Origin of the sequence: Pseudomonas sp. PHC1, from assembly GCF_046487845.1 — a bacterium.
GTDB classification, from domain to species: domain Bacteria; phylum Pseudomonadota; class Gammaproteobacteria; order Pseudomonadales; family Pseudomonadaceae; genus Aquipseudomonas; species Aquipseudomonas sputi.
In genome coordinates this window covers 224,136-247,112 of sequence record NZ_JBJXHJ010000003.1, presented here as the reverse complement: position 1 = coordinate 247,112, position 22,977 = coordinate 224,136, and the positions used below count along the sequence as shown (strand labels likewise).

Here is a 22,977-nt window from a genome sequence, read left to right as displayed (position 1 = left end):
CATGCGCAAGGGACTGTTTATCGGCATTAACCACTACACCCACGTTTCGCCGCTCAGCGGCTGCAACAATGATGCAATGGCCATGGCCTCGGTGCTGGAGCGCCATGCCAGCGGGCGACCGAACTTCAGCAGCAAGGTGCTGACTTCGTCGGAGGAAAACCTCACGCTAGCGGCAATGAGGCAACACATACAAAGCCTGTTTTCGGGCGACTGCGATGTTGCGCTTCTGTATTTCGCCGGCCATGGCCAGTTCGACACCAGCATCGATGAAGGGCTGTTGATCCCGCAGGATTACCAGCCTGGCGGCGACGGCATTCGCATCAGCGACATTCTGCAGTGGGCCGACAACGCCCAGCAAATCAAGAACAAAATCATCATCCTCGACTGCTGCCAGGCTGGCGCCGCCGGTGCCCTGCGCAACTTGCGCGGCGGCAGCAGCGTGATCGGCGAAGGCGTGACCATTCTCACCGCCTGCAAAAAAGAGCAGTACGCCCTGGAAAGTCGTGGCCATGGCGTGTTCACGGATCTGTTGCTTCAAGCACTGCACGGCGGCGCGGCCAACGTGCTCGGCAAGGTCACTCCCGGCAGCGTTTACTCGTTCGTCGACAATGCCTTGGGGGCATGGGAGCAGCGGCCGGTGTTCAAGACCAATGTGTCGCAGTTCGTACCGTTGCGCGAAGTTGCACCGCTGATTGCCGAGGAGACCTTGCGCAAACTCAAGGACTGGTTTCCAGAGCCGAGTTTTGTGTTCCGGCTAGACCCGAGTTTCGAACCCACCGCCGCCTCGTTCGATCCCGATCACGGTGACATCTTCAAACAATTGCAAATGTGCAACCGCCACAGCCTGATCGAGCCAGTAGACGCCGAACACATGTATTACGCCGCCATGCACTCTACCGGTTGTCGCCTGACAGCTCTTGGTGCCTATTACCGCGAACTCGCCCTCAAAGGACATTTCTGATGCCCGTATTCATCAGCTACCGCCACATGGACCGCGCCCACGCCCTCGCGATCGATGCCCGCCTGAAGCAGGCCAATATCAAAACCTATCTGGACGTGCTGGACCCCGAATCCCAGACCACCGACGACATCACCGGGGTCATCACCCGCAATATCACCGAATGTACCCACCTGCTGGCGGTGGTCTCGGAATCGACCGCATTGTCATGGTGGGTGCCGTTCGAGATCGGCGAGGCGACGATCAGCAACCGGCGAATCTGCTCCTTCAGAACGGGCGCCGCACAGCTGCCGCTGTACCTGGACAAATGGCCGAAGCTGAGCACGGCCAAGGACCTGAACTTCTTCATCGACGCCTACCGCGAAGAGGTGACGAACAAACGCTCGATGACGCTGGATTCAAGTAACGAATCCTTCAGCGGCACCTACAGACGCAACGCCGAGATATTCCATGAACAACTGAAAAACCGTATTCGGCGCGGGCTCTGACATGTCTAGTGTCTAGTCCTGAAACAGGTGTAAACCTTATTCAGGACGAGACACATCACTGTTTCGGCGCAGGCGCCGGTGCAGCAGGCGCCGGGGCTGGCGCCGTGCTGCCCGGTTCAGTCGGTTTCGGCAACGGGTCGTCGAACAGGTTCAGCCGTTCGCGCAACTCGTGGGCCGGTACCGGTTGCTGATCCGCCGGCAAGGCGTTCGGGTCGACCGGGGTAGCCGGAGCCGCGCCGTTCTGACCTTGGTCTGCCGGTGTTGCCGCATCGGCGCCTTGCGCACCTTCGATGGCGGCCTGGGCCTTCTTGGTCAGCACCACGATGTCGATACGGCGATTGACCGGGTTGAACGGGTTCTCCTTGTCGAACAGCGCCGACGAGGCATAACCCACCACGCGCGCCACTTGCGAGTCCGGATAACTGCCCGCCACCAGCGCACGCCGGGCGGCGTTGGCACGGTTGGCCGAGAGCTCCCAGTTGCCGAAGTCGCCGTTGCCCACGTAAGGCTTGGCATCGGTGTGACCGCTGATACTGATCTTGTTCGGCACCGCCTTGATGGTGTCGGCCATGGCCAGCAGGATGTCTTCGAAGTACGGCTTAAGGCGTGCAGAGCCGGAGTCGAACATCGGCCGGTTCTCGGCGTCCATGATCTGGATGCGCAAGCCGTTCGGCGTGATCTCGAACAGGATCTGATCCTTGAACTTCTGCAGCTGCGGGTTCTCGTCGACCTTGTTCTGCAGTTCCTGCAGCAACAGTTCCAGGCGTTCTTTCTCGACCTGCTCGGCCATGCCTTCGACCTGATCGGTATCGATCGTGACCTTGTCCGGCTGCGGCTGCGACTTCACTTCAGGGTTGAGGGTGTTTTCCGGCGCCAGGGTCGGCGTGCCGCCCAGATCGATGATGTAGGGTGTGCCGCTCTCGGAGAAACCGACCGGGTCCTTGAAGTAACCGGCGATGGCGATCTTCTGTTCCGGGGTCGCGGTGGACAGCAGCCACAACACCAGGAAGAACGCCATCATCGCCGTCGCGAAGTCGGCGAAGGCGATCTTCCACGCCCCGCCGTGGTGCCCGCCGGCGATGCGCTTGACGCGCTTGATGATTATCGGCTGGTTATTTTCCATGACTTAGCGACCGCGAACGGCTTGTTCCAGCTCGGCAAAGCTTGGACGGTGAGCCGGGTACAGAACCTTGCGACCGAACTCGACAGCCAGCGACGGCGGCATGCCGGAAGCCGAAGCCACCAGCGAGGCCTTGATGGCTTCGTAGACGTTCAGCTCTTCCTTGGCATCGTGGGCCAGGGAGTGCGCCAGCGGGCCGAAGAAACCGTACGCCGCGAGAATACCGAAGAAGGTACCCACGAGTGCCGCACCTACGTGCAGACCGATGGACTTCTGATCGCCGTCACCCAGAGACGCCATGGTCACCACGATACCCAGTACCGCCGCGACAATACCGAAACCCGGCATGCCGTCGGCAATGCCGTTGACGGCGTGCGACGGGTGCTCCAGTTCTTCTTTCAGGCTGTAAAGCTCCATGTCGAACAGGCCTTCCAGCTCGTGGGGAGCCATGTTGCCGGAGGACATGATGCGCAGGTAATCGCAGATGAACGCGGTCATGCGTTCGTCTTTCAGTACCGCCGGGTACTTGGCGAAAATCGGGCTCGCGGCGGCGTCTTCGATGTCGCCTTCGATGGCCATCATGCCTTCGCGGCGGCTCTTGTTGAGGATCTCGTAGATCAGGCCCAGCACTTCAAGATAGAACGTGTGACTGAAACGCGAACTGAACATGCTCAAGGACTTCTTGAGCACGTGCATCGTCATGTAGCCGGGGTTGGCCTGGAGGAATGCTCCGAGTGCCGCACCGCCGATGATCAGCACCTCGAAGGGCTGGATCAGAGCGGCAATCTTGCCGTGGGAGAGCACGTATCCGCCGAGCACGCTCGCGAATACGACGATGATGCCGATAATTTTAGCCATAGGTAGAAAGGTACTTGTTTAAGTCGGGTTCAAGGTCATATTCGGAAGTTAAAAAATCTCTTCTTCTACTTATCGGCAAAACTGCGCCAGACTATAGCCAGTTCAGGCGAAAAGCCAATTTAGCCCACGCCGGGCGCGTCTACAGTCAGTGAAGATCTCGTCCAGACATGGCTAATGAAACGAACGTCCCACACGCACAACCGACCACACTCGATGGCTGGGTGAAGCTGCTCGACAGCGTTCGCCTGCCGGTGCCGCAAGATGCCCATGACCGGGTGTGCCGGGCGATTCGCGATGACCGCAGATCGCTGCGCGACATCGCCGACCTGATGCAAGACAGTCCGGCACTGGCCCTGAGCATCATCCGGGAGGCCAACCGCCACACCCACGGCAACATGGCCGCACCGGCAGAAAACCTCGAAGTGGCGATCAATCGCCTCGGCCTGGCCCGCACCGAAGAGTTGCTGGCGCGCCTGCCCGCCGAACCTGCCGCACAGATCCCCCAGGCCCTGCGCCAGTTGCAGATGATCAGCCAGCACGCCACGCAACAGGCCAACGGTTTTTTCGCCAGTCGCCTCGCGCGGCTGTGGCAGGACATTCATTGGGGCAGCCTGCTGTTTCTGTCGCCGCTGTGGCCATTGGCGCTGACCTTTCCCAAACTGCTTGAAGAGTGGGAAGTGCGGGTTATCCACAAGGGTGAATCCGCGCGAGTCGTGGAAAAACAGCTGTTCGGCGTGCGTCTGCTGAAAATCGGCGAAGCGCTGGTGCAAGCCTGGCGTTTGCCGATCTGGGTGCAGCAAGGCTATCGGCTGTTGCTGACCGAGCAACGTGAACTGGTCAAGGTCCTGCGCATCGCTCGCGATGTCGATCACCCGCTGCGCCCGCAAAACCGCCTCGACGACGATCCGACCCTGCGCCGCTGGCTCAACCAGCCGGCCAACACCGTGCTGTTGGCCAACGGTCTGGCACTCTCGGCGCAACAGGCCTGGGACTGTCCGCACAGCGAGCGCTGGCAATACCTGACCAGTCTTTACCTGCAAATTTCCATGGATGAAGTGCAACAGCAGTTGCACCAGCAAGCCGCCGTCAGCGCTCGCCATCATTTCATGCCTGACCTCTGGCACCCGGCGGTCTCGCTGCTGTGGCCCTGGGGCACCCGGCGCCTGCCCGCCGGCATGCTGCCGGCCGCGGCGCCGTCCGCTGAAGACCTGACCCAGTGGCGCCGGCAATGCGCCGAGCTGCTGGCGGTGCCAAGCCGTTTCACCAATGCCATGAGCCTGACCGTCGCCGCCCGCGACGCGCTGGTCGCCAGCGGCATGCGCCGGGTGATGATCCTGATGGCCGACCGCAGCCACGCCAATCTGCGCGTCCATCAAATTTCGGGATTGCCGAAGGACGCTGCTGCACTGAATTTCGTCGTCAGCCAGAGTTCGGTGCTGCAACGCTTGCTCGCGCAGCAGGCGCAAGTGCGGATCACCCCGGACAACAACGCCCAGTTTTCCGCCCTGCTGCCGCCTTCGCTGCGTACGCTGTTCCGTGGCGAACACCTGTTCCTGCGTTCGCTGGTGAACAACGGCCGAGTGATCATGATCGTGGTCGCCGACCAGGGTGGCGGGCCGCTCGCCGACATCACCGTACAAGCCTTCGGCAAAACCGCGCAGTGCATCGAGAAAGCCCTGCACAGTTTTAGCCAGCGCGGCCAATGACAGCTACAATCCTTCCCCTTTGTGCTCTGGAGACCTCACATGTCTGATTTCTCTGGCCTGGCCCTGGTGATCGAGCCGAGCGACCTGCTGCCGCGCCTCGACTCCCGCGATCTGATTCTGGTGGATCTGACCAGTGCCGCCCGCTACGCCGAGGGACACATTCCCGGCGCACGCTTCGTCGATCCGAAACGCACCCAGCTGGGTCAGGCGCCGGCTCCGGGGCTGTTGCCGAGCAAGGAAAAACTCGAAGAACTGTTCGGTGAGCTGGGTCATCGCAAGGACGCGGTCTACGTGGTCTATGACGACGAAGGCGGCGGCTGGGCCGGGCGCTTCATCTGGCTGCTCGACGTAATCGGTCACGCCAACTACCACTACCTCGACGGCGGTCTGCCGGCGTGGCTGGCAGAAGGTTCGCCGATGTCGATCCAGGTGCCTCCGGCGGTGGGTGGGCCGGTTGCCCTGACCCTGCACGAGGACCCGACGGCCACCCGCGAATACCTGCAAAGCCGTCTCGGCGCCGCTGACCTGGCAATCTGGGACGCCCGCGGGCCGCTGGAATACTCTGGCGAAAAGGTCCTGGCGGCCAAGGGTGGACACATCCCCGGCGCGGTCAACTTCGAATGGACCGCAGGCATGGATCAGGCGCGCCAGTTGCGCATCCGTACCGACATGCCGAAGATCCTGGAAAACCTCGGGATCACCAAGGACAAAGAAATCATTACCCACTGCCAGACCCATCACCGGTCCGGTTTCACCTATCTGGTGGCCAAGGCCCTCGGTTATCCGCGGGTCAAGGGCTACGCCGGTTCCTGGGGCGAATGGGGCAACCACCCCGACACCCCCGTCGAGCTTTAAGGATTTTTAAGGACAGTCATGAAAGAGCGTTTGTTTATCATCAGCCAATACCTGCTGCCGCATCACCTGCTGTCGCGCCTGGCCGGCTGCGTCGCCGAGTGCCGCGTGCGCTGGTTCAAGAATGCCTTCACCACCTGGTTCGCCAAGCGTTATCAAGTGGACATGTCGCAGGCACTGGTTGAAGACGTGACCGCTTACGAGCACTTCAATGCCTTCTTCACCCGTGCGCTGAAAGACGGCGCACGTCCACTGGACCAGACCCCGGGCGCGATCCTCAGCCCGGCCGACGGTGCGATCAGCCAGCTCGGCCCGATCGAGCACGGTCGTATCTTCCAGGCCAAGGGCCATAGCTTCAGCGTGCTGGAACTGCTGGGAGGCGATGCGGCCAATGCGGCGCCGTTCATGGGCGGCGAGTTCGCCACCGTTTACCTGTCGCCGAAGGATTACCATCGCGTACACATGCCGCTGGCCGGCACCCTGCGCGAAATGGTCTACATCCCGGGCCGGATCTTCTCGGTCAACCAGACCACCGCAGAAAACGTTCCGGAACTGTTCGCCCGCAACGAGCGCGTGGCGTGCATCTTCGACACCGAGCGCGGGCCGATGGCCGTGGTGCTGGTGGGCGCGATGATCGTGGCATCGATTGAAACCGTGTGGGCCGGTTTGGTCACGCCGCCGAAGCGCGAGCTGAAAACCTTCCGTTACGACGAAGCCGCCCGTGCGCCGATTCATCTGGAAAAAGGTGCGGAACTGGGGCGCTTCAAGCTGGGTTCGACCGCGATCGTGCTGTTCGGGCCGGATCAGGTGAAATGGGTTGAAGAACTGAGAGCCGGCTCGCCGGTACAGATGGGCCAGGCCTTGGCACTGTCGAACGCCTGAACCGGTTGATCCGCCCTTTCGCACGTCTGCGAAGGGGCGGATACGACCTGGGTGGCGCCGTTACTCTATCTGCCCACGGAAGCCGATCGGCCCTTCGTTGGCGTAGGTGTTGGTGCCACTGAGGTTTTTCCCTCCGTCATTGGACGTGACGCTCAACGCGATAACGTTCTGGTTATCCCGCCCGCCGATCACCCACTTGCCACCTGGATGCCAGGGGGCATCGTTGCCACCCCACTGGTTCTCGACGTTGTACTGGTTCTGGCCAGTGCGCTGAGCCTTGAAGCCAATGGGGCCTTCGCCGGCGTAGGTCATGGTGCCGGTAAAGGTTTTACCACCGTCGCCGGACTTGATGTCGATCGCGACGACGTTCTGGTTGTCCCGCGCGCCCAGCACCCAGGTTCCACCCGGATGCCAGGGTGCCGAACTACCGCCCCATTGATTTGCCACTGCGTATTTAGACATGAACCTCATCTCCTTGAAGTTTCGGGAGACCTGCCCCGACGTGGACGGCAGGCCATGCAACCGTGCGTTTCCGATCGCACGTCTGAGAGCCTAGTAGCGCCTGCGGAAATGGCACCAGGCCAGCAGACCAACGGTAAAAAAGCCTGACAAACGCCTGCGAAACAGACCACAACTGCTAGAGTTTTTGGCATTGCCCTATTCGCCGCCGGAGCTTGTCACGGCATGAGTGAGCCACGATTCCGACCACCACTGAGCGCCCCGACGCCCACGCAGCTGCGCCTGTCCTTCTGTGAAGCCACCCCGCGCGACCTCAAACGCTGGATCGCCGACCTGCCCAAGGCCAACATCGGCGAGACCGCCCGCCTGCTGTACCAGGGCCTGGGCGAACTCAATCAACTGCTGACCCCCAGCGACAACCGCCTGCACCTGCTGGAACTGCTGCGGCCCGAGGTGTATTTCGTCTGCCAGCACCTTGAGCGGCATTTTCTGCATCAGGCGATCATGCTCGATGAGCGCTCACGCAAGATCAGCAACCTGTGCCAGGCCCTGCAAAGTCAGCTGGCCATCGGTTACAAACACATCATTCTGCGGATCGCCCCCAAGTACTCCCGGGATCGCGCAGCCCTGGTGAGCGAAGCGCTGCAACGTGCGGCTCATGCACTGAAAGGGCAACTGGTTCGCGCCACGCAGTTGTACAGCCCGCCGCCGGAACAGCTGTGGTTTGAACTGCATCAATTGTTTCGCTGCGCCTGTGAACTGCAATTGCAGCATCGCCGGGTACGCGACGACCTCGCCAGTCTGACCGCAGAGCTGAGCGTCGAGCAGACCTACCTTGCGGCCCTGTTGCTGGGTAGCGCCCGCTGCAATCAGTTGCGGCAGAATCAGATCGCACGCCTGGCTCAAGTGGTGGAGCCCTGGAGCGCGTGGCTGAAGCTGCATCCCGCCAACCCGGGCGAGGGCTTGTTCGCGGTCTCGGCAGACATCGACGCCGGTCCGCGCTACCGCTCGCAGTTTCGCAGCCAGCAACAATCAGGGCTGCTCGGCTTCGATCCGCAACCGCTGGTGAATGCCATCGAGGCTCACCTGCTGCATCAGGACGCAACGACACCACTGCCGGTGCCGGCCGGATTGACCCTCGACACCCTGCACCATTTGCACGCGACCTGGGGCGAAGCCGCCGAGCGCAGCTTCCAGCGCACCGTCGGCCAGGGCAACCTGACCGTGTGCGTCGGCATGAGCGCCCTGCACTTCTACCTCGGCGGTGAACGCACCTTCAGCGAACTGCTCAAGCACCCCGGAACCCGTGCGGCAAATTTCAGCCGCGCGGTGGCTCAGGGCGAGAAGGACAGCTGGAGCCAGGCGTTCGATGCCGCGCCGCAGGGCACGTCCGACGAATTGCTGCCCTACGAAGAAATCCGCTACGAACCCCTGGCCGACGACGAAAGCGACTCCGACAGCCCGCCGCATTACCCGACCTATGCGTTGCCCGTCATCAACCACAGCCCCGGCGGTTACTGCCTGGCCTGGCCAAAAGAAGTACCTGCCGAATTGCAGGCCGGGGAAATGGTCGGGATTCAGGACAATCTCAATCAGGGCTGGAGCATTGCCGTGGTGCGCTGGATCCGCCAGGTACGCGGCGCCGGCACGCAGATGGGCATCGAACTGGTAGCACCACACGCTCAGCCCTGCGGCTTGCAGTTGGTGCGCACTCGGGATGATCACAGCCATTACCTGCGAGGGTTGTTATTGCCGGAGATCAGTGCGATCGACTTGCCGGCGACGTTACTGGCGCCACGGCTGCCGTTTCAGGAAGGCAATAAAGTGCTGATCAACACCCAGGGTGAAGAGCACCGCGCCGGGCTGGATCGGCGAGTGGCCAGCACCCACAGTTTCAATCAGTTTGCCTATCGCTCGCTGGAAACCGCGCAGGATGGCGGCAGCGAAGAGGATTTCGACTCGTTGTGGAAATCCCTTTGAGCCAGGACCGCCGCCCAGGGCTGCGGTCCTGTGCCTTGGTCAGAGCTGCCCGTCGCGATCGCGGAAGCCCAGCAGGTACAGCACGCCATCCAGCCCGAGGGTCGAGATCGCCTGCTTCGCCGACTGCTTGACCAGCGGTTTGGCGCGAAACGCCACGCCCAGACCGGCAATCGCCAGCATCGGCAGGTCGTTGGCGCCATCGCCCACGGCGATGGTCTGTTCCAGGCGCAAACCTTCTTTTTCAGCCAGCTGTTTCAGCAGATCGGCCTTGCGCTGGGCATCGACAATCGGCTCGATCGCCACGCCGGTGCACTTGCCGTCGACCACTTCCAGCTCGTTGGCGAACACATAGTCGATGCCGAGTTTGGCCTGCAATTGCTTGGCGAAGTAGGTGAAGCCGCCGGACAGGATCGCGGTCTTGTAGCCCAGACGCTTGAGTTCGGCGAACAGGGTCTCGGCACCTTCGGTCAGACGCAGCGAGGCGCCGATCGAGTCAAGCACGCTCACGTCCAGCCCCTTGAGCAAGGCCAGACGCTCTTTGAAGCTGGCGCGGAAGTCCAGCTCGCCGGCCATTGCCCGTTCGGTGATTTGCGAAACCTGATCGCCAACGCCGGCGGCTTTGGCCAGTTCATCGATGACTTCGGCTTCGATCAGGGTCGAGTCCATGTCGAACACCGCCAGACGACGATTGCGACGGAACAGCGAGTCTTCCTGGAAGGCGATATCGACGTTGAGTTCCTGGGCTACGCTGAGGAACTCGGCGCGCAGGGCCTGCGGGTCGGCCGCTTCGCCACGCACGGAGAATTCGATGCAGCCCTTGCCCTTGTCGGCCGGGGTGTCGAGCGGCATGCGACCCGACAGACGGTCGATATGGTCGATGTTCAGACCGTATTTGGCGGTGATCGAGCTCACCGCCTGCAACTGGCCGGCGGTGACCTTGCGGGTCAGCAGGGTGACGATGTGGCGTTTTTTGCCCTGATTGCCCACCCATTGCTGGTAATCCTCTTCGGACACCGGGGTGAAGCGCACCTGCTGGTCGAGCTCGTAGCCTTTGAACAGGATGTCCTTGAGCACCGACTTGCCTTGCTCGGTGTCGGGAATTTCCACGAGGATGCCGAACGAGAGCATGTCGTGGATCACCGCCTGACCGATGTCGAGGATATTCACACCACCCTGGGCCAGAACACCGGTAATGGCCGCCGTCAGACCCGGACGGTCGACTCCCGTGATGTTAATCAGGACGATTTCGCGCAACGCGCACCCCCGCAACTGGAAAAAAACCGCATTCTACCCACTTTCAGTGACCATCGGGCACCGCCAGCGCTTTGCCGGTCTAGGGCCTGTCGCTATACTGCGCGTCAACTTCACGGACAAAAGAGCCGAGCTCAGTGAACCGGCCCACGCCAGTTAAAACCGATAACTTCTTTCTGCTGATCTTCCGTGCACTGCGCCACCGCCGTGTACCGATTGCACTGCGCATTGCCAGCCATAACGTGATCCTGGTCGCTCTGGCCCTGGTGATCTATGCCTGCGTGATGGGCCTGCAGTTCAAGCAGGCCATGCACGAGCAGGCCGATGCGCTGGGCGAAAGCCTGACCACGCAGACCGCCACCTCCGCCACCGAGCTGCTGGTGTCCAACGACATCCTCAGCCTCAACGTGCTGCTCAACAACCTGACCAAGAACAAGCTGGTGGCCCACGCCGCCATCTACAGCGTGGACAACCGCATCCTCGCCGAGTCCGGCCAGCGGCCCAAGCACGGCCTGCTGGGCGAGGCCGAGGGCATGTACGAGAGCAAGATCACCTTCCAGGACGTGACCGCCGGGCAACTGCGCATCAGCCTGGACATGGATCAGTTCCAGCAGCCGATGACCATCAGCCTGCAAAGCATGGGCATCCTGAGTGCGATCCTGCTGGCATTGTCCCTGGCCCTGAGCCTGCGTCTGGGTCGGCACATCTCTACACCGCTGCTGCAACTGCGCGTGTGGCTGCGCCGGATCGACGAATACACCCCGGGTATCGAGCGCCAGGATGAGATCGGCGATCTTGCCCGCCAGTTGCACGCCAACTACGCCCCGGAGCCGGCGGAACCGGAGCCAGAGCCGGAACCCGAATTCGAGGACGACGAGCCGGAATTCGAAGTGCGCAACCTGCGTGATCCGAGTTTCGACGAAAGCCGCCCGATGACCGCGCAGAAACCTGCGCCACGCCATGTCGTCAGCACCGTTGAAGACGACGATGACGAAGACCCGTTCGCCGATCTGCGTGACGAATCGCTGAGCGATGTCGCACAACCGGCGGTGCGCCGGCCGACTCCGAGCGTGCCGCAGCACTCGGCGGTGCTGGCGGTGCAACTGGGCTCACAGGAACAACTTCGGCGTTTGCCGCGGGCACGCCTGGAAGAGTTGCAGGATCGCTATCGCGATTGCCTGGAGCAGGCTGCTTCGCTGTATCAGGGCGAAATCGAAACCCTGAACGACGGCAGTACGCTAATGCTGTTCCACACCGAGGACAGCGGCGACGATTACCTGACCAACGCCATCTGCTGCGGCGAACTGCTGCGGGCACTGGGCCACCAGTTGCAGATCGAAGTCGCCGACAGCGGCATCACCCTGCAATTGCAGCTGGGCCTGACCCTGGGCGACGAGCTGTTCGGCCTGAGCCAGATCGACCTGCTGCTGACCGACTCCGCCCAGGACGCCCTGGCCCTGTCGCAACACAGCCGCAACCTGCTGCTGGTTGAGCGCAAGATCGGTGACGATGCACTGATCCGTCAGCGTGCGCGGATCCGGCCGATCGCCAGCCCTGAGGGTGCGTGCTGCGTGGAGCGGTTGATGGAGCCCTATCCGTCGATGCTCGAGCGGCAACTGGCGCGGATGCATGAGCGCCGGGCCTGAGGCCTTGCCCTTGATGTGAAGAAGCCCGCAGACGAGTGATTGTCTGTGGGCTTTTTTGTGCGTGGTGTTTTGATGATTGCGCCAGGCTTTGGAGCCCCAGAAACAACAAAGCCCGCACAAGGCGGGCTCTGTTCTGAGTCGATCCAGTCCTAGAAGCGAAACACTTCCATGTCGGTGCGAATCGGCGAAGCCATAGGAATCTTCGGCTGCTTCTCGGCTTCCGCCGCCGGTGCTGCCGGTTTCGCTGCCGATTTGCGCGGCGCCTCGGCGACCGGTGGCTGATTGGCCAAGGGCTTGAGCGCTACCGATAATTGCTCGGCCAAGCGCTGCAACAACACGCCTTGCGCCTGTACCTGAGCGGCGGTGGTGCCGGCATGCTGTTCCTGCAGATGCACGATGCGGTTGTCCCGCACCTGACCACGACGGTCGATCAGACGCCACTGCGCGTCCAGAATCGCCGGTTGCTTGGCACCGGAATCCAGACGAGTGATGGTCAACAGCACCTGCACATCCGGGGTGAAGCCCACCGTGGCCGGCGCCAGCACTACGCGCTGACTGTCCAGATGCCCGGCAACCTGACGCAACAGCAATTGATCGATGTCCGACGAAAGGCTACCGGCCCAGCGACCATCGGTCGAAGCCTGCAGGCTGCCGTCCGGTTGACGTTGCAACAACGTTTCCCGTTGCAGGTAATCGGCAACGATCACAGGGCCCAGCAAAACTGCCATGCCCGCGCTTTGCGCAGGCTGAGCCGGACTTCCGCTGTCCAGCTGATACAGCGACACCGGCTGGTGAACACTGCAACCCGCCAGGCCAAGAACGCCGGCGAGCAGGAAAATAAGGGGGCGCAGAGAAGTCATCATCCCGTCCAGGTGGCCGCCACAAGGCTGACCACAGTGAAAATACTCAAAAAATATGAAGAACGCTCGGCCACGCCGACGCTTTGAAAGGCCATATCATCCGTGAATATGCGTTCCGACTCCAGCGCCAAAGCGCCGATCTACGGGTTAAATCGTAGATCGGAGCCTCTAGGACGCTTAATTGAGGTTTTCGACGAGCAGCGCATCCACCCTTTGGAAGCCTCGTGGCAGTTTGTTGCCACGGCGACCACGCTCACCTTTGTAGTGTTCGAGGTCGTCGGCCTTCAGCGACAAGGTGCGTTTTCCGGCCTGCAGCACCAAGGTTGCGCCTTCAGGAAGAACGGCGATGTCCGTGACATATTCTTCGCGACTGGCCACGCGCTCACCGGAAATACCGATGATCTTGTTGCCTTTGCCCTTGCCTAATTGTGGCAGGTCGCTGATCTTGAAGATCAACAGGCGACCCTCGGTCGTCACCGAAGCCAGCCAGTTGTGCTCGCGGTCGGCGACCGGACGCGGCGCAATCACCTTGGCGTTGTTCGGCAGGCTCAACAGAGCCTTGCCAGCCTTGTTCTTGGCTTGCAGGTCTTCGCCTTTCACCACGAAACCGTAGCCGGCATCGGAGGCGATCACGTACAGCGAGTCCTCCTCAGGCATCAGCACACATTCGAACGTTGCCCCCGGCGGCGGCGTCAGACGGCCCGTCAACGGCTCGCCCTGGCCCCGTGCCGATGGCAGGGTATGGGTTGCCAGCGAGTAACTGCGACCCGTGGAGTCGATGACCACGGCCGACTGGTTCGAACGCCCCGCCGCCGAAGTCTTGAAGCCATCCCCGGCCTTGTATGACAGGCCAGTGGCATCGATATCGTGGCCCTTGGCCGAACGGATCCAGCCTTTTTCCGACAGCACGACGGTGACTTTCTCATTCGGCAGCAGATCGTGCTCGGTCAGCGCCTTGGCTTCAGCGCGTTCGACGATTGGCGACCGACGGTCGTCGCCGTAGGTTTCGGCGTCTTTCAACAGTTCAGTGCGAACCAGCTTCTTCAACTTGGCTTCGCTGCCCAGCAGGGCTTGCAGCTTGGCCTGTTCCTTGAGCAGTTCGTCCTGCTCGTCGCGCAGTTTCATCTCTTCCAGTCGCGCCAACTGACGCAGACGGGTGTCGAGAATGTAGTCGGCCTGGATTTCGCTGAGGGCGAAACGCTCGATCAGCTTGGCTTTCGGATGCTCTTCGGTGCGGATGATGTGGATCACTTCATCCAGGTTGAGGTAGGCAATCAGCAAACCGTCCAACAGGTGCAGGCGGCGCTCGACCTTGTCGAGGCGAAATTGCAGGCGGCGACGCACGGTCAGCACGCGGAACTCCAGCCACTCAACCAGCAGCGCACGGAGGTTTTTCAACTGCGGCTTGCCGTCCAGACCGATGATGTTGACGTTGACCCGGTAGGTCGACTCCAGCTCGGTGCTGGCGAACAGATGCTGCATCAGCGCGTCGTGATCGACGCGGCTGTTGACCGGGATGATCACGATGCGGCACGGATTTTCGTGGTCGGATTCGTCGCGAAGATCGGCAATCTGCGGCGCTTTCGACGGTTTGGCCTGCATCAGCGCAGCGATCTGCTCCAGCACTTTGGCCCCGGAGACCTGGTGCGGCAGCGCGGTGACGATGATGTCACCGTCCTCGACGTGGTACACGGCGCGCATGCGCACCGAGCCCTTGCCGGTTTCGTACATTTTCAGCAGGTCGGCGCGCGGGGTGATGATTTCCGCTTCGGTCGGGTAGTCCGGACCCTGAATGTGTTCGCAGAGCTGTTCGACCGTGGCTTTTGGCTCATCGAGCAGGCGCACGCACGCGGTGGCGACTTCGCGCAGGTTGTGCGGCGGCACGTCGGTGGCCATGCCCACGGCGATACCGGTGGTGCCGTTGAGCAGGATGTTCGGCAAACGTGCCGGCAACACCAAAGGCTCCTGCAGGGTACCGTCGAAGTTCGGACCCCAGTCCGCGGTGCCCTGGCCCAATTCGCTGAGCAGCACTTCGGAGTAACGCGACAGCCGCGCTTCGGTGTAACGCATGGCGGCGAAGGATTTGGGGTCGTCCGGCGCACCCCAGTTGCCCTGGCCGTCCACCAGCGTGTAGCGGTAGCTGAACGGCTGGGCCATCAGCACCATCGCTTCGTAACACGCCGAGTCGCCGTGCGGGTGGAACTTGCCGAGCACGTCGCCGACGGTACGCGCCGACTTCTTGTGCTTGGAATCGGCATCCAGCCCCAGCTCGCTCATGGCGTAGACGATACGCCGCTGTACCGGTTTCAGGCCGTCGCCGATATGCGGCAGGGCGCGGTCCATGATCACGTACATGGAGTAGTTGAGGTAGGCATTTTCGGTGAAGTCAGCCAGCGAGCGGCGTTCTACACCGTCCAGGCTGAGATCAAGGGAGTCGCTCATGCGGGCCTCATCGGTTCGTTGTCTGGCGCAGCAGCATGGTGCCACCGCGCTGGGTAAATTCAAGTTTGTTCAGGGCGCTCATGCCGAGCAGCACCTGATCGCCATGCAGGCCGGGCGCCACCAGTGCGCGGACGTCCCGCAGCACGATGTCGCCCAGTTGCAGGCGGTCGATACGGGTGCGATAGCCCTGGCTCAGGCCATTGGCCGTGCTCAGGGTCACACCGAAACCTTCTTCCAGCCTGAGATCTTTCGCCACCTTGGCCGGGATTGCCACGTCGGTCGCGCCGGTGTCGAGCATGAACTCCACCGGCCGACCGTTGATCAGGCCGCTGGCGACAAAATGTCCCTGGGCGTTGCCGATCAATTTCACTTCGATAAAGCCCTTACCCTGCTGCGAAGCCACTTCCACATTGGGATTACGCTGGCGTTCTTCCCACTGGCCGAAAAACCGCGTGGCCAGAAACAGCGCCGCACACCACGCCAGAATCATCAGCACCCGGCCGGCGCGCTTGCCTGGTGGTTGCTGACTCAAAGGCTCGCATCCCAGCCGCCCGCAGGAGCAGCAAAACGCCACACAATAGGGCGAGACTCGCCATCGGCGCGGGTTGAAGAATTGTTGTCGACACCTATCCACGCGCCTTGAGCATCGACCAGCAAGGCCTCACTCATTCCGTGTTCGGCGTTGTATTGACGGCTCGGAACCAATGCATCCGCAGCGAATGACCAGCAACGCTCCTGCTTGCCCGTCAGCATTTCATGGCGACAGATTTTGAAAGCATTGCGATCCAGCAGAAACAGCTTGTTATTGAATAGAGCAATATCCGAAAAATCCTTCTCGACCAATTTTGAACCCGGGAATTGGGGCGGTTGTGGCGCCAGCCCTGCTTCGGCCATCACCACACAACCAGGCGTGCAAACCCATGTGTAATAAATGGGAGTAATACGTCGCTCGATTTTTACCAACCCTCTTTTTTGCCGCTCCGCAGCCAGCCAGATTTCAGTACTGGCGATGCCAGTAATCACCAACCCTTCAAACAGCGCATTGGCGTGCGCCAACAACCCGGCTTCCCTCGCCTTCGACAGCACCTTCGGTGAGATGGTCAAAAACCAGGCCGAGGCTCCATCTGACGGGACCTTGAGAATCGCCGAATACGTTTCACTGAGAACGTACAGATTCCGGGCAGAGTCGCAGGTGATGCCTTCAAAGTCCAACGCACCATTACCCGCAAGCGACCTGAAAAAGCTCTGGGTTTTCATGCCCAGAGTCCGCCCGATATCGTCAGGCACTGGTGGAACATTAATCAAAACAGCCTCGGCCTGCCACACCGTGGCTCGTGTATCGAGCTTGTAGAGGCGATCGTCATCCCGATCCGAAATCGTCCACAACTGCTCACCGCACCTGGCCAGGCCGGATAGATTACCACCGCGCATGCCATCTACCGGATGCTCCGACAGCATCCGTAACTCAGGATCAGCGGCCAGTACCAGTGAACTACAGACGAACAAAATACCCGCAACAACATAATTGAGTTTCATCATTGAATCTCCCGCAGTCGGCGTTTCAAGTTTCCCCGAGCCTTGCACGACATGTCGGAATTCAACGACTTCACTACTGTCTCGACAGCATTGCTTCAGAGCTTCATTGCCTGCACTTGAGGCCAATGATTTCAACCACTGGCCAATGCAGCAAAGCTGTAAATCATTGAGCGCTTCTTATCATCAGCGTGCGTATCACAAGCCTGTTCGGGCAAGAGCTTCAATGATGGGCAAATCGTTCCTGACTCCAGTATTACAGGGATTCCGGTTCTGCTGCGGATGGAGAACAATCAGCAACGCGAGAAAATGGAAGCTTAAGGTTTGGCACTCCAGCCACCGTCCGGCGCGGCGAAACGCCAGATGATCGGGCGAACCTCGCCATCGGCGCGAGGGCCGAAATTGTTGTCGACGCCGATCCAGGCACCCTGTGCATCAACCACAAGCGCCTCTTCCAGACCGAAGTTCTGCTCGTAACGACGATTGGCCTGCAACAGTTCGGCCGCATACGACCAGCAGAGCTCGACCTTGGCCGTCTGCGCATCGCGACGGCAGATCTGGTAGGCGTTGCGCTCAAGGGTAAACAGTTTGCCGTTGAACAGGGACACGTCGGAAAAATCGCGATTGACCGGCCGGGCTTTCGGGAACTGCGGCGGTTGCATTTCCATCCCGCCTTCGCTGAGCAATACGCAGCGGCCGTCACAATCCCACACCGTTTGCTGGCGCTTGATCAGCAGCAAGCCGCGACTCTGCCGCTCGGCAGCCAGCCACATCTGGTCGCCCGCCGGGTTGATCGCCAAGCCTTCAAACAGAGCGTTGAACTGCAGCAGCATCCCGCTGGCCCGCGCTTCGCGAACCATCATCGGCGAGATTTTCAGCCACGCCGAAGGCCCCTGCGGCGGCACTTGCAACACCGCGGCATGGGCCTCGCTGACGATGTAACGGTTGCCGGCCCCGTCGCAACTGATGCCCTCGAAATCCAGATCGCCGCCACGAATGAATGACGCCGCCCAGGTGCGCGAACTGATGCCCCACGGCAAACCGCTGTCCGGCACTTTCGGCGGATCGATACGCACGGCCGTGGCCTGCCAGACCCGGTCGCGGGTGTCGAGACGGTAGATCTGGTCATCGTCGCGATCCGAAACGCTCCACAGGTCGTTGCCGCACAAGGCCAGCCCCGACAGGTTGCCGCCGCGCATGCCTTCGACCGGGTGTTCGGCGAGCACGCGCAGCTCTTGCACAGGCTCTGCCGACACCGTCATCGAACCCAGCAGCAACGCACCCGCCAAGGCCCAGCCAAACCGCATCAGGCCAGAACCTCGGCAAGGTTGCCCTTGGATTCGAGCCAGGTCTTGCGGTCGCCGGCACGTTTTTTCGCCAGCAGCATGTCCATCATTTCCGAGGTCTGGGCGAAGTCGTCCCCGAGGGTCAACTGCACCAGGCGCCGGGTGTTCGGGTCCATGGTGGTTTCGCGCAGTTGCGGCGGGTTCATTTCACCCAGGCCTTTGAATCGGGTGACCTGCGGTTTGCCACGTTTCTTCTCGGCCACCAGACGGTCGAGAATCCCGTCGCGCTCGGCGTCGTCGAGGGCGTAGTAGATCTCCTTGCCCAGGTCGATGCGGTACAGCGGCGGCATTGCCACGTAGACGTGACCGGCATCCACCAGCGGGCGGAAATGCTGGACGAACAAGGCGCACAGCAAGGTGGCGATGTGCAGACCGTCGGAGTCGGCGTCGGCGAGGATACAGATCTTGCCGTAGCGCAGCTGGCTCATGTCCTCGGCGCCCGGATCGACACCGATGGCCACCGCGATGTTGTGCACTTCCTGGCTGGCAAGCACTTCGCTGCCGTCGACTTCCCAGGTGTTGAGGATTTTGCCGCGCAACGGCAGGATCGCCTGGAACTCCTTGTCCCGCGCCTGCTTGGCCGAGCCGCCGGCGGAATCACCTTCCACCAGGAACAGCTCGGAACGCATCGGGTCCTGCCCGGCGCAATCGGCCAGCTTGCCCGGTAATGCCGGGCCCTGGGTGATGCGCTTGCGCTCGACTTTCTTGCTGGCTTTCAGGCGACGGCCGGCGTTGCTGATCGCCAGTTCGGCCAGCGCCAGACCGGTTTCCGGGTTGGCGTTGAGCCACAGACTGAACGCGTCCTTGACCACACCGGAGACAAACGCCGCCGCTTCACGGGACGACAGACGCTCCTTGGTCTGGCCGGAGAATTGCGGCTCCTGCATTTTCATCGACAGAACGAAAGCGATGCGCTCCCAGACGTCTTCCGGCGCCAGCTTCACGCCGCGCGGCAGCAAGCTGCGGAATTCGCAGAATTCGCGCATCGCATCGAGCAGCCCCTGACGCAGACCGTTGACGTGGGTACCGCCCTGCTCCGTCGGGATCAGGTTGACGTAGCTTTCAGTGACCGAGGTGCCACCTTCCGGCAGCCACAGCAAGGCCCACTCGACCGCTTCCTTGGTACCGGCCAGGTTGCCGCAGAACGGCGCATCCGGCAGACGCTCGAATTCACTGACCGCATCCACCAGGTAGGAGCGCAGGCCGTCTTCGTAGTGCCACTCGACCTTCTCGCCAGTGCCTTTGTCTTCGAAGCTGATCAGCAGCCCCGGGCACAGAACGGCCTTGGCCTTGAGCACGTGCTTGAGGCGACTGATGGAGAATTTTGGCGAATCGAAGTATTTCGGGTCCGGCGCGAAGTACACGCTGGTCCCGGTATTGCGCTTGCCGACAGTGCCGATCACTTGCAGATCGGTGGCCTTGAAGCCGTCGGCAAAGGTCATTTCGTATTCGTTGCCGTCACGCTTGACCCGCACCCGCACCTGGGTGGACAAGGCGTTGACCACCGAAATACCCACCCCGTGCAGACCGCCGGAGAACTGGTAGTTCTTGTTGGAAAACTTGCCGCCCGCATGGAGCTTGGTGAGGATCAGTTCGACGCCCGACACGCCCTCTTCCGGGTGGATGTCGACCGGCATGCCACGGCCGTCGTCGCAGACTTCCAGCGAGTGATCGGCGTGGAGGATGACCTGGATCGATTTGGCATGGCCGGCCAGGGCTTCGTCGACGCTGTTGTCGATGACTTCCTGGGCAAGGTGGTTCGGCCGACTGGTGTCGGTGTACATGCCGGGGCGTTTGCGCACCGGGTCGAGGCCCGAGAGGACTTCGATGGCGTCGGCGTTATAGGAGCTAGCGCTGGGAGTGGCCATAGGGTCTCGTCGTCAGTAATTCAATGAAATGGGGCAAGACTTCACAGTGCGGTGAAATCGATTGCCTGATAGGTATCGGCGCCAATCCCGGCAAAGCTGAGCAATGCCGGCAATTGTGTAAAAAAACCCTGGAAACTGTGGTCGCCGCCGGCCTGAATGCGCAAGGCACAAGCCCGGTAATACTGCTGGGCAAGGCGATAATCCAGCGTTTCATCCCCGGTCTGCAACCACACCTGATAGCGCTGTGGATCCTGCGGTGCCGGCACTTCCAGCTCGGCCAGGGCCGTCACGTGATCGTGGGTCAGCTCCCAGGTTTCGTCGGTGTACAGGTTTTTCTGGGTGCCCAGGTATCCGTCGAACATCCGGTGCGGACTGACGGCCGGGTTGACCAGCAGGGCTTTCAGGCCATGGCGCTCGGCCAGGTGAGTCGCATAGTAGCCGCCGAGCGAGCTTCCCACCAGCAATGGCCGCCCCAGTTCGGCGATTGCCTGTTCCAGCTGACCGATGGCTTCGCGCGGGTGGTGATGCAGCGCCGGGACACGCAGTTGATCGCTCAGGCCCAGCCGTTCCATCACCTCGACCAACTGACAGGCCTTCTTCGAGGCCGGCGCACTGTTGAAACCATGGATATAGAGAATCGAACCGGACATTTGAGCTCCCTGGGCGTCGGCTGAAGAAAGCGGAGTTTACAGGGAGTCGAGGGGTGTTGGGCCAGCACCCGAGGAAATCAGCGCTGCCCCCGTCCATCAGTAACCGTTGGAGCCGTAATCCACCTGAAATTTGAAACCGGTGACACGTTCCACGCCAGTCTCCAGCCGACCATCCGGACACAACCGCAACCAGCGATACCCCGGCGCCTGCTCGCCGACCTTGAAGTCTTCACTGCCCGGCTCGAACTGAATGCAGGTCGACGGCGAGGCAATCAGCCGCACGCCGTTGCGCTCGCGATCGATCTCCTGATGGACATGCCCCCACAACACGGCGCGGGCCTGCGGGAAACGATCGAGCACCTCGAAAAAGTCTTCCGGATTGCGCAAACCGATCGGTTCCATCCAGGCGCAACCGATCGACACCGGATGGTGGTGGAAGCACACCAGATGATGGCGATCCGGCGCTTCGCTCAGGGAACGGGCGAGCAATTGCAGTTGATCATCCTGCAGATACCCCGGCACCGATCCGGGCACTGCCGAATCGAGCAGGGTCACGCGCCAGTTGCCGACATCCACCACGGACTCCAGCAATGCACTCTTCACCGTCGCCTGCGCCATGATGTGCGGTTCGTCGTGGTTGCCGGGGATCCAGCGGGCCGGCGCATCGATCTGCGCCGTCATCTGGCGAAACAGCTGATAAGACTCCAGCGTACCGTCCTGGGACAGGTCGCCGCTGGCAACAATAAGGTCGATCCGCGGTTGCTGTTCGAGCACCAGCTCGATGACTTTTTGCAGGCTCTCGCGGGTGTTCATGCCCAGCAGCGTTCCATCCGCCTCGGCGAACAGGTGACTGTCAGAGAGTTGCACCAGCAACGCCGTATCGGCGGTGGTCAAAGTCGATACGCTCGGCAAGGCGTTCTCCCCGGGGATCACGGGACTGGATAGGTGCGGCAATTATGCGGGGGGACAGCGCAAAGAGAAACCGGCGAACCGGACGCAGTTCACAACTTGCGGCGGTTATCGGACCGCCGCGTATTCGTGTCCGCACGCCAGGCAGTGACTCAACCATTCGCCCAAGAACAGATTGAGCTGGGACTTTTCATCCGGCTGATGCATGGCCGCATTCGGGTAAGGATAGACGCCGCGAAAACGTCGCGCATGCTCGGCGCTGACCACTTCGGCCATGCGCGCGTCGTGATAGACCTGCACTTCCAGTTGCGGCACCGGCAGCCACGGCAGGCTGTGTTCCTGGCGCACTTGCAGGGTCGTGGTGTACGGACAGGCCTGCAGCACTTCCAGAGTCAGCACGCCAAGCATCTGGTCGCCCTGGGTCACGGCGATGCGCCGGGCTTCGGGGTCGCTGCGCATGTCCGGCAACAGTCGCATCAGGCGCGCGTAGTTCGCCTCGCAGGCGGCTTGCAGCCCCACGAGGTCGACGCGGTAGCGATCGCGCAACTTGTTTACGACCATAGCCCCCTCACTTCGGCGCGATTGAGCGCCAGCCACTGCAAGGCGATGATGCTCGCCGCATTGGCAATCCGTCCGTCACGTACGGCCTGCAAGGCATCTTCAAAGGCCCAGACCGTGACGCGAATATCTTCGGCTTCTTCCTCCAGCCCATGCAGGCCGCCCGCGCCTTCGGTGCTGCAACGCCCCAGATACAAATGCACGAATTCGTTGCTGCCACCCGGCGACGGAAAGTATTTGGTCATCGGCCACAAGGCCTTGATGTCCAGCCCAGCTTCCTCCTGTGCCTCGCGGTGAGCAACTTCTTCCGGCTGTTCGTCCTTGTCGATCAGACCGGCGACCAGTTCCACCAGCCACGGGTTGTCCGCCTTGCCCAGAGCGCCGACACGAAACTGTTCGATCAGCACCACTTCATCGCGCTGCGGATCGTAAGGCAGCATGCACACGGCATCGTGGCGCACGAACAGCTCACGATTGATTTCGCGGCTCATGCCACCGGCGAACAGTTCGTGGCGCAAGTGCAGACGGTCGAGCTTGTAGAAGCCCTTGTAGCACTGCTCGCGTCGCACGATATCGACGGCGGTGGGAATGGCTTTGGCAAAATCGGTCAT

General features: G+C 61.5%; 21 protein-coding genes. 7 read left to right on the top strand and 14 right to left on the bottom strand.

The window, feature by feature from the left end; all coding sequences use genetic code 11:
* Position 1: 1 nt before the first annotated feature.
* Both ACKJSM_RS06135 and ACKJSM_RS06130 read left to right on the top strand, forming a co-directional pair.
* Positions 2-961 (top strand): caspase domain-containing protein, encoded by a 960-nt coding sequence (locus ACKJSM_RS06135; RefSeq protein ID WP_410236944.1) that lies wholly within the window; start codon positions 2-4, stop codon positions 959-961.
* Positions 961-1,446, top strand: coding sequence for a toll/interleukin-1 receptor domain-containing protein (locus ACKJSM_RS06130; RefSeq protein ID WP_236181195.1), 486 nt, complete (start codon positions 961-963; stop codon positions 1,444-1,446). Before ACKJSM_RS06135 ends, ACKJSM_RS06130 begins: the two co-directional genes overlap by 1 nt.
* 55 nt (positions 1,447-1,501) lie before the next feature.
* Here ACKJSM_RS06130 and motB read toward each other — a convergent pair whose 3' ends face one another.
* Complete coding sequence (motB, locus tag ACKJSM_RS06125) at positions 1,502-2,569, bottom strand: flagellar motor protein MotB (RefSeq protein WP_410236942.1); 1,068 nt, start codon at positions 2,567-2,569, stop codon at positions 1,502-1,504.
* A gap of 3 nt (positions 2,570-2,572) precedes the next feature.
* On the bottom strand, positions 2,573-3,424 hold the full coding sequence (gene motA, locus ACKJSM_RS06120; RefSeq protein WP_236181193.1) for a flagellar motor stator protein MotA: 852 nt from the start codon (positions 3,422-3,424) through the stop codon (positions 2,573-2,575).
* A gap of 167 nt (positions 3,425-3,591) precedes the next feature.
* On the opposite strand from motA, the gene ACKJSM_RS06115 reads away from it, so the two are divergent.
* From ACKJSM_RS06115 to asd, 3 genes are read left to right on the top strand one after another with little or no spacing between them, the layout of a single operon-like run.
* Positions 3,592-5,130, top strand: a complete 1,539-nt coding sequence (locus tag ACKJSM_RS06115; RefSeq protein WP_410236940.1) for an HDOD domain-containing protein — start codon at positions 3,592-3,594, stop codon at positions 5,128-5,130.
* Between the two features lie 39 nt (positions 5,131-5,169).
* Positions 5,170-5,985, top strand: coding sequence for a rhodanese-like domain-containing protein (locus tag ACKJSM_RS06110; RefSeq protein WP_236181191.1), 816 nt, complete (start codon positions 5,170-5,172; stop codon positions 5,983-5,985).
* An 18-nt stretch (positions 5,986-6,003) separates the two neighbouring features.
* Positions 6,004-6,864, top strand: a complete 861-nt coding sequence (gene asd, locus ACKJSM_RS06105) for an archaetidylserine decarboxylase (protein ID WP_134021611.1) — start codon at positions 6,004-6,006, stop codon at positions 6,862-6,864.
* 60 nt (positions 6,865-6,924) lie between these two features.
* On the opposite strand, the gene ACKJSM_RS06100 is transcribed toward asd, so the two are convergent.
* Positions 6,925-7,326, bottom strand: a complete 402-nt coding sequence (locus ACKJSM_RS06100; RefSeq protein WP_064379080.1) for a hypothetical protein — start codon at positions 7,324-7,326, stop codon at positions 6,925-6,927.
* 222 nt (positions 7,327-7,548) lie between these two features.
* Here ACKJSM_RS06100 and ACKJSM_RS06095 point away from each other — a divergent pair, with 222 nt between their 5' ends.
* Entirely contained in the window at positions 7,549-9,303 is a 1,755-nt protein-coding gene (locus tag ACKJSM_RS06095) for a molecular chaperone (RefSeq protein ID WP_410236939.1), read from the top strand.
* A 39-nt stretch (positions 9,304-9,342) separates the two neighbouring features.
* Here the strand turns inward: ACKJSM_RS06095 and serB are convergent, their stop codons facing one another.
* On the bottom strand, positions 9,343-10,557 hold the full coding sequence (gene serB / locus ACKJSM_RS06090) for a phosphoserine phosphatase SerB (RefSeq protein WP_410236938.1): 1,215 nt from the start codon (positions 10,555-10,557) through the stop codon (positions 9,343-9,345).
* A 134-nt stretch (positions 10,558-10,691) separates the two neighbouring features.
* Between serB and ACKJSM_RS06085 the strand changes: the two genes are divergently transcribed.
* Entirely contained in the window at positions 10,692-12,200 is a 1,509-nt protein-coding gene (locus ACKJSM_RS06085) for an AhpA/YtjB family protein (protein WP_236181189.1), read from the top strand.
* Between the two features lie 149 nt (positions 12,201-12,349).
* Here ACKJSM_RS06085 and ACKJSM_RS06080 read toward each other — a convergent pair whose 3' ends face one another.
* The 10 genes from ACKJSM_RS06080 to ACKJSM_RS06035 all read right to left on the bottom strand — a co-directional run bounded on the left by ACKJSM_RS06080 (position 12,350) and on the right by ACKJSM_RS06035 (position 22,977).
* Positions 12,350-13,060 carry a membrane integrity-associated transporter subunit PqiC gene (locus ACKJSM_RS06080; RefSeq protein WP_410236936.1) on the bottom strand — a complete coding sequence of 237 codons (711 nt, stop codon included), beginning with the start codon at positions 13,058-13,060 and terminating at the stop codon, positions 12,350-12,352.
* A gap of 177 nt (positions 13,061-13,237) precedes the next feature.
* Positions 13,238-15,502, bottom strand: coding sequence for a DNA topoisomerase IV subunit A (parC, locus tag ACKJSM_RS06075; RefSeq protein ID WP_410236934.1), 2,265 nt, complete (start codon positions 15,500-15,502; stop codon positions 13,238-13,240).
* Positions 15,503-15,509: 7 nt separating this feature from the next.
* Positions 15,510-16,034, bottom strand: a complete 525-nt coding sequence (locus ACKJSM_RS06070; protein WP_410236932.1) for a TIGR02281 family clan AA aspartic protease — start codon at positions 16,032-16,034, stop codon at positions 15,510-15,512.
* Positions 16,031-17,038: an esterase-like activity of phytase family protein gene (locus tag ACKJSM_RS06065; protein ID WP_410237068.1), complete on the bottom strand. Its 1,008-nt coding sequence runs from the start codon at positions 17,036-17,038 to the stop codon at positions 16,031-16,033. The genes ACKJSM_RS06070 and ACKJSM_RS06065 overlap by 4 nt, the downstream gene beginning before the upstream one ends.
* 314 nt (positions 17,039-17,352) lie before the next feature.
* On the bottom strand, positions 17,353-18,342 hold the full coding sequence (locus tag ACKJSM_RS06060) for an esterase-like activity of phytase family protein (protein ID WP_410236931.1): 990 nt from the start codon (positions 18,340-18,342) through the stop codon (positions 17,353-17,355).
* The gene (gene parE / locus ACKJSM_RS06055) at positions 18,342-20,249 is read right to left on the bottom strand and encodes a DNA topoisomerase IV subunit B (protein ID WP_236181184.1); all 1,908 of its coding nucleotides are present in this window, start codon (positions 20,247-20,249) and stop codon (positions 18,342-18,344) included. Before parE ends, ACKJSM_RS06060 begins: the two co-directional genes overlap by 1 nt.
* A 41-nt stretch (positions 20,250-20,290) precedes the next feature.
* Complete coding sequence (locus tag ACKJSM_RS06050) at positions 20,291-20,899, bottom strand: YqiA/YcfP family alpha/beta fold hydrolase (RefSeq protein WP_410236930.1); 609 nt, start codon at positions 20,897-20,899, stop codon at positions 20,291-20,293.
* A gap of 96 nt (positions 20,900-20,995) precedes the next feature.
* Positions 20,996-21,811 carry a 3',5'-cyclic-AMP phosphodiesterase gene (gene cpdA, locus ACKJSM_RS06045; protein ID WP_410236929.1) on the bottom strand — a complete coding sequence of 272 codons (816 nt, stop codon included), beginning with the start codon at positions 21,809-21,811 and terminating at the stop codon, positions 20,996-20,998.
* 105 nt (positions 21,812-21,916) lie between these two features.
* Positions 21,917-22,369 carry a DUF1249 domain-containing protein gene (locus tag ACKJSM_RS06040; RefSeq protein ID WP_236181181.1) on the bottom strand — a complete coding sequence of 151 codons (453 nt, stop codon included), beginning with the start codon at positions 22,367-22,369 and terminating at the stop codon, positions 21,917-21,919.
* On the bottom strand, positions 22,360-22,977 hold the full coding sequence (locus ACKJSM_RS06035) for an NUDIX domain-containing protein (protein WP_236181180.1): 618 nt from the start codon (positions 22,975-22,977) through the stop codon (positions 22,360-22,362). The genes ACKJSM_RS06040 and ACKJSM_RS06035 overlap by 10 nt, the downstream gene beginning before the upstream one ends.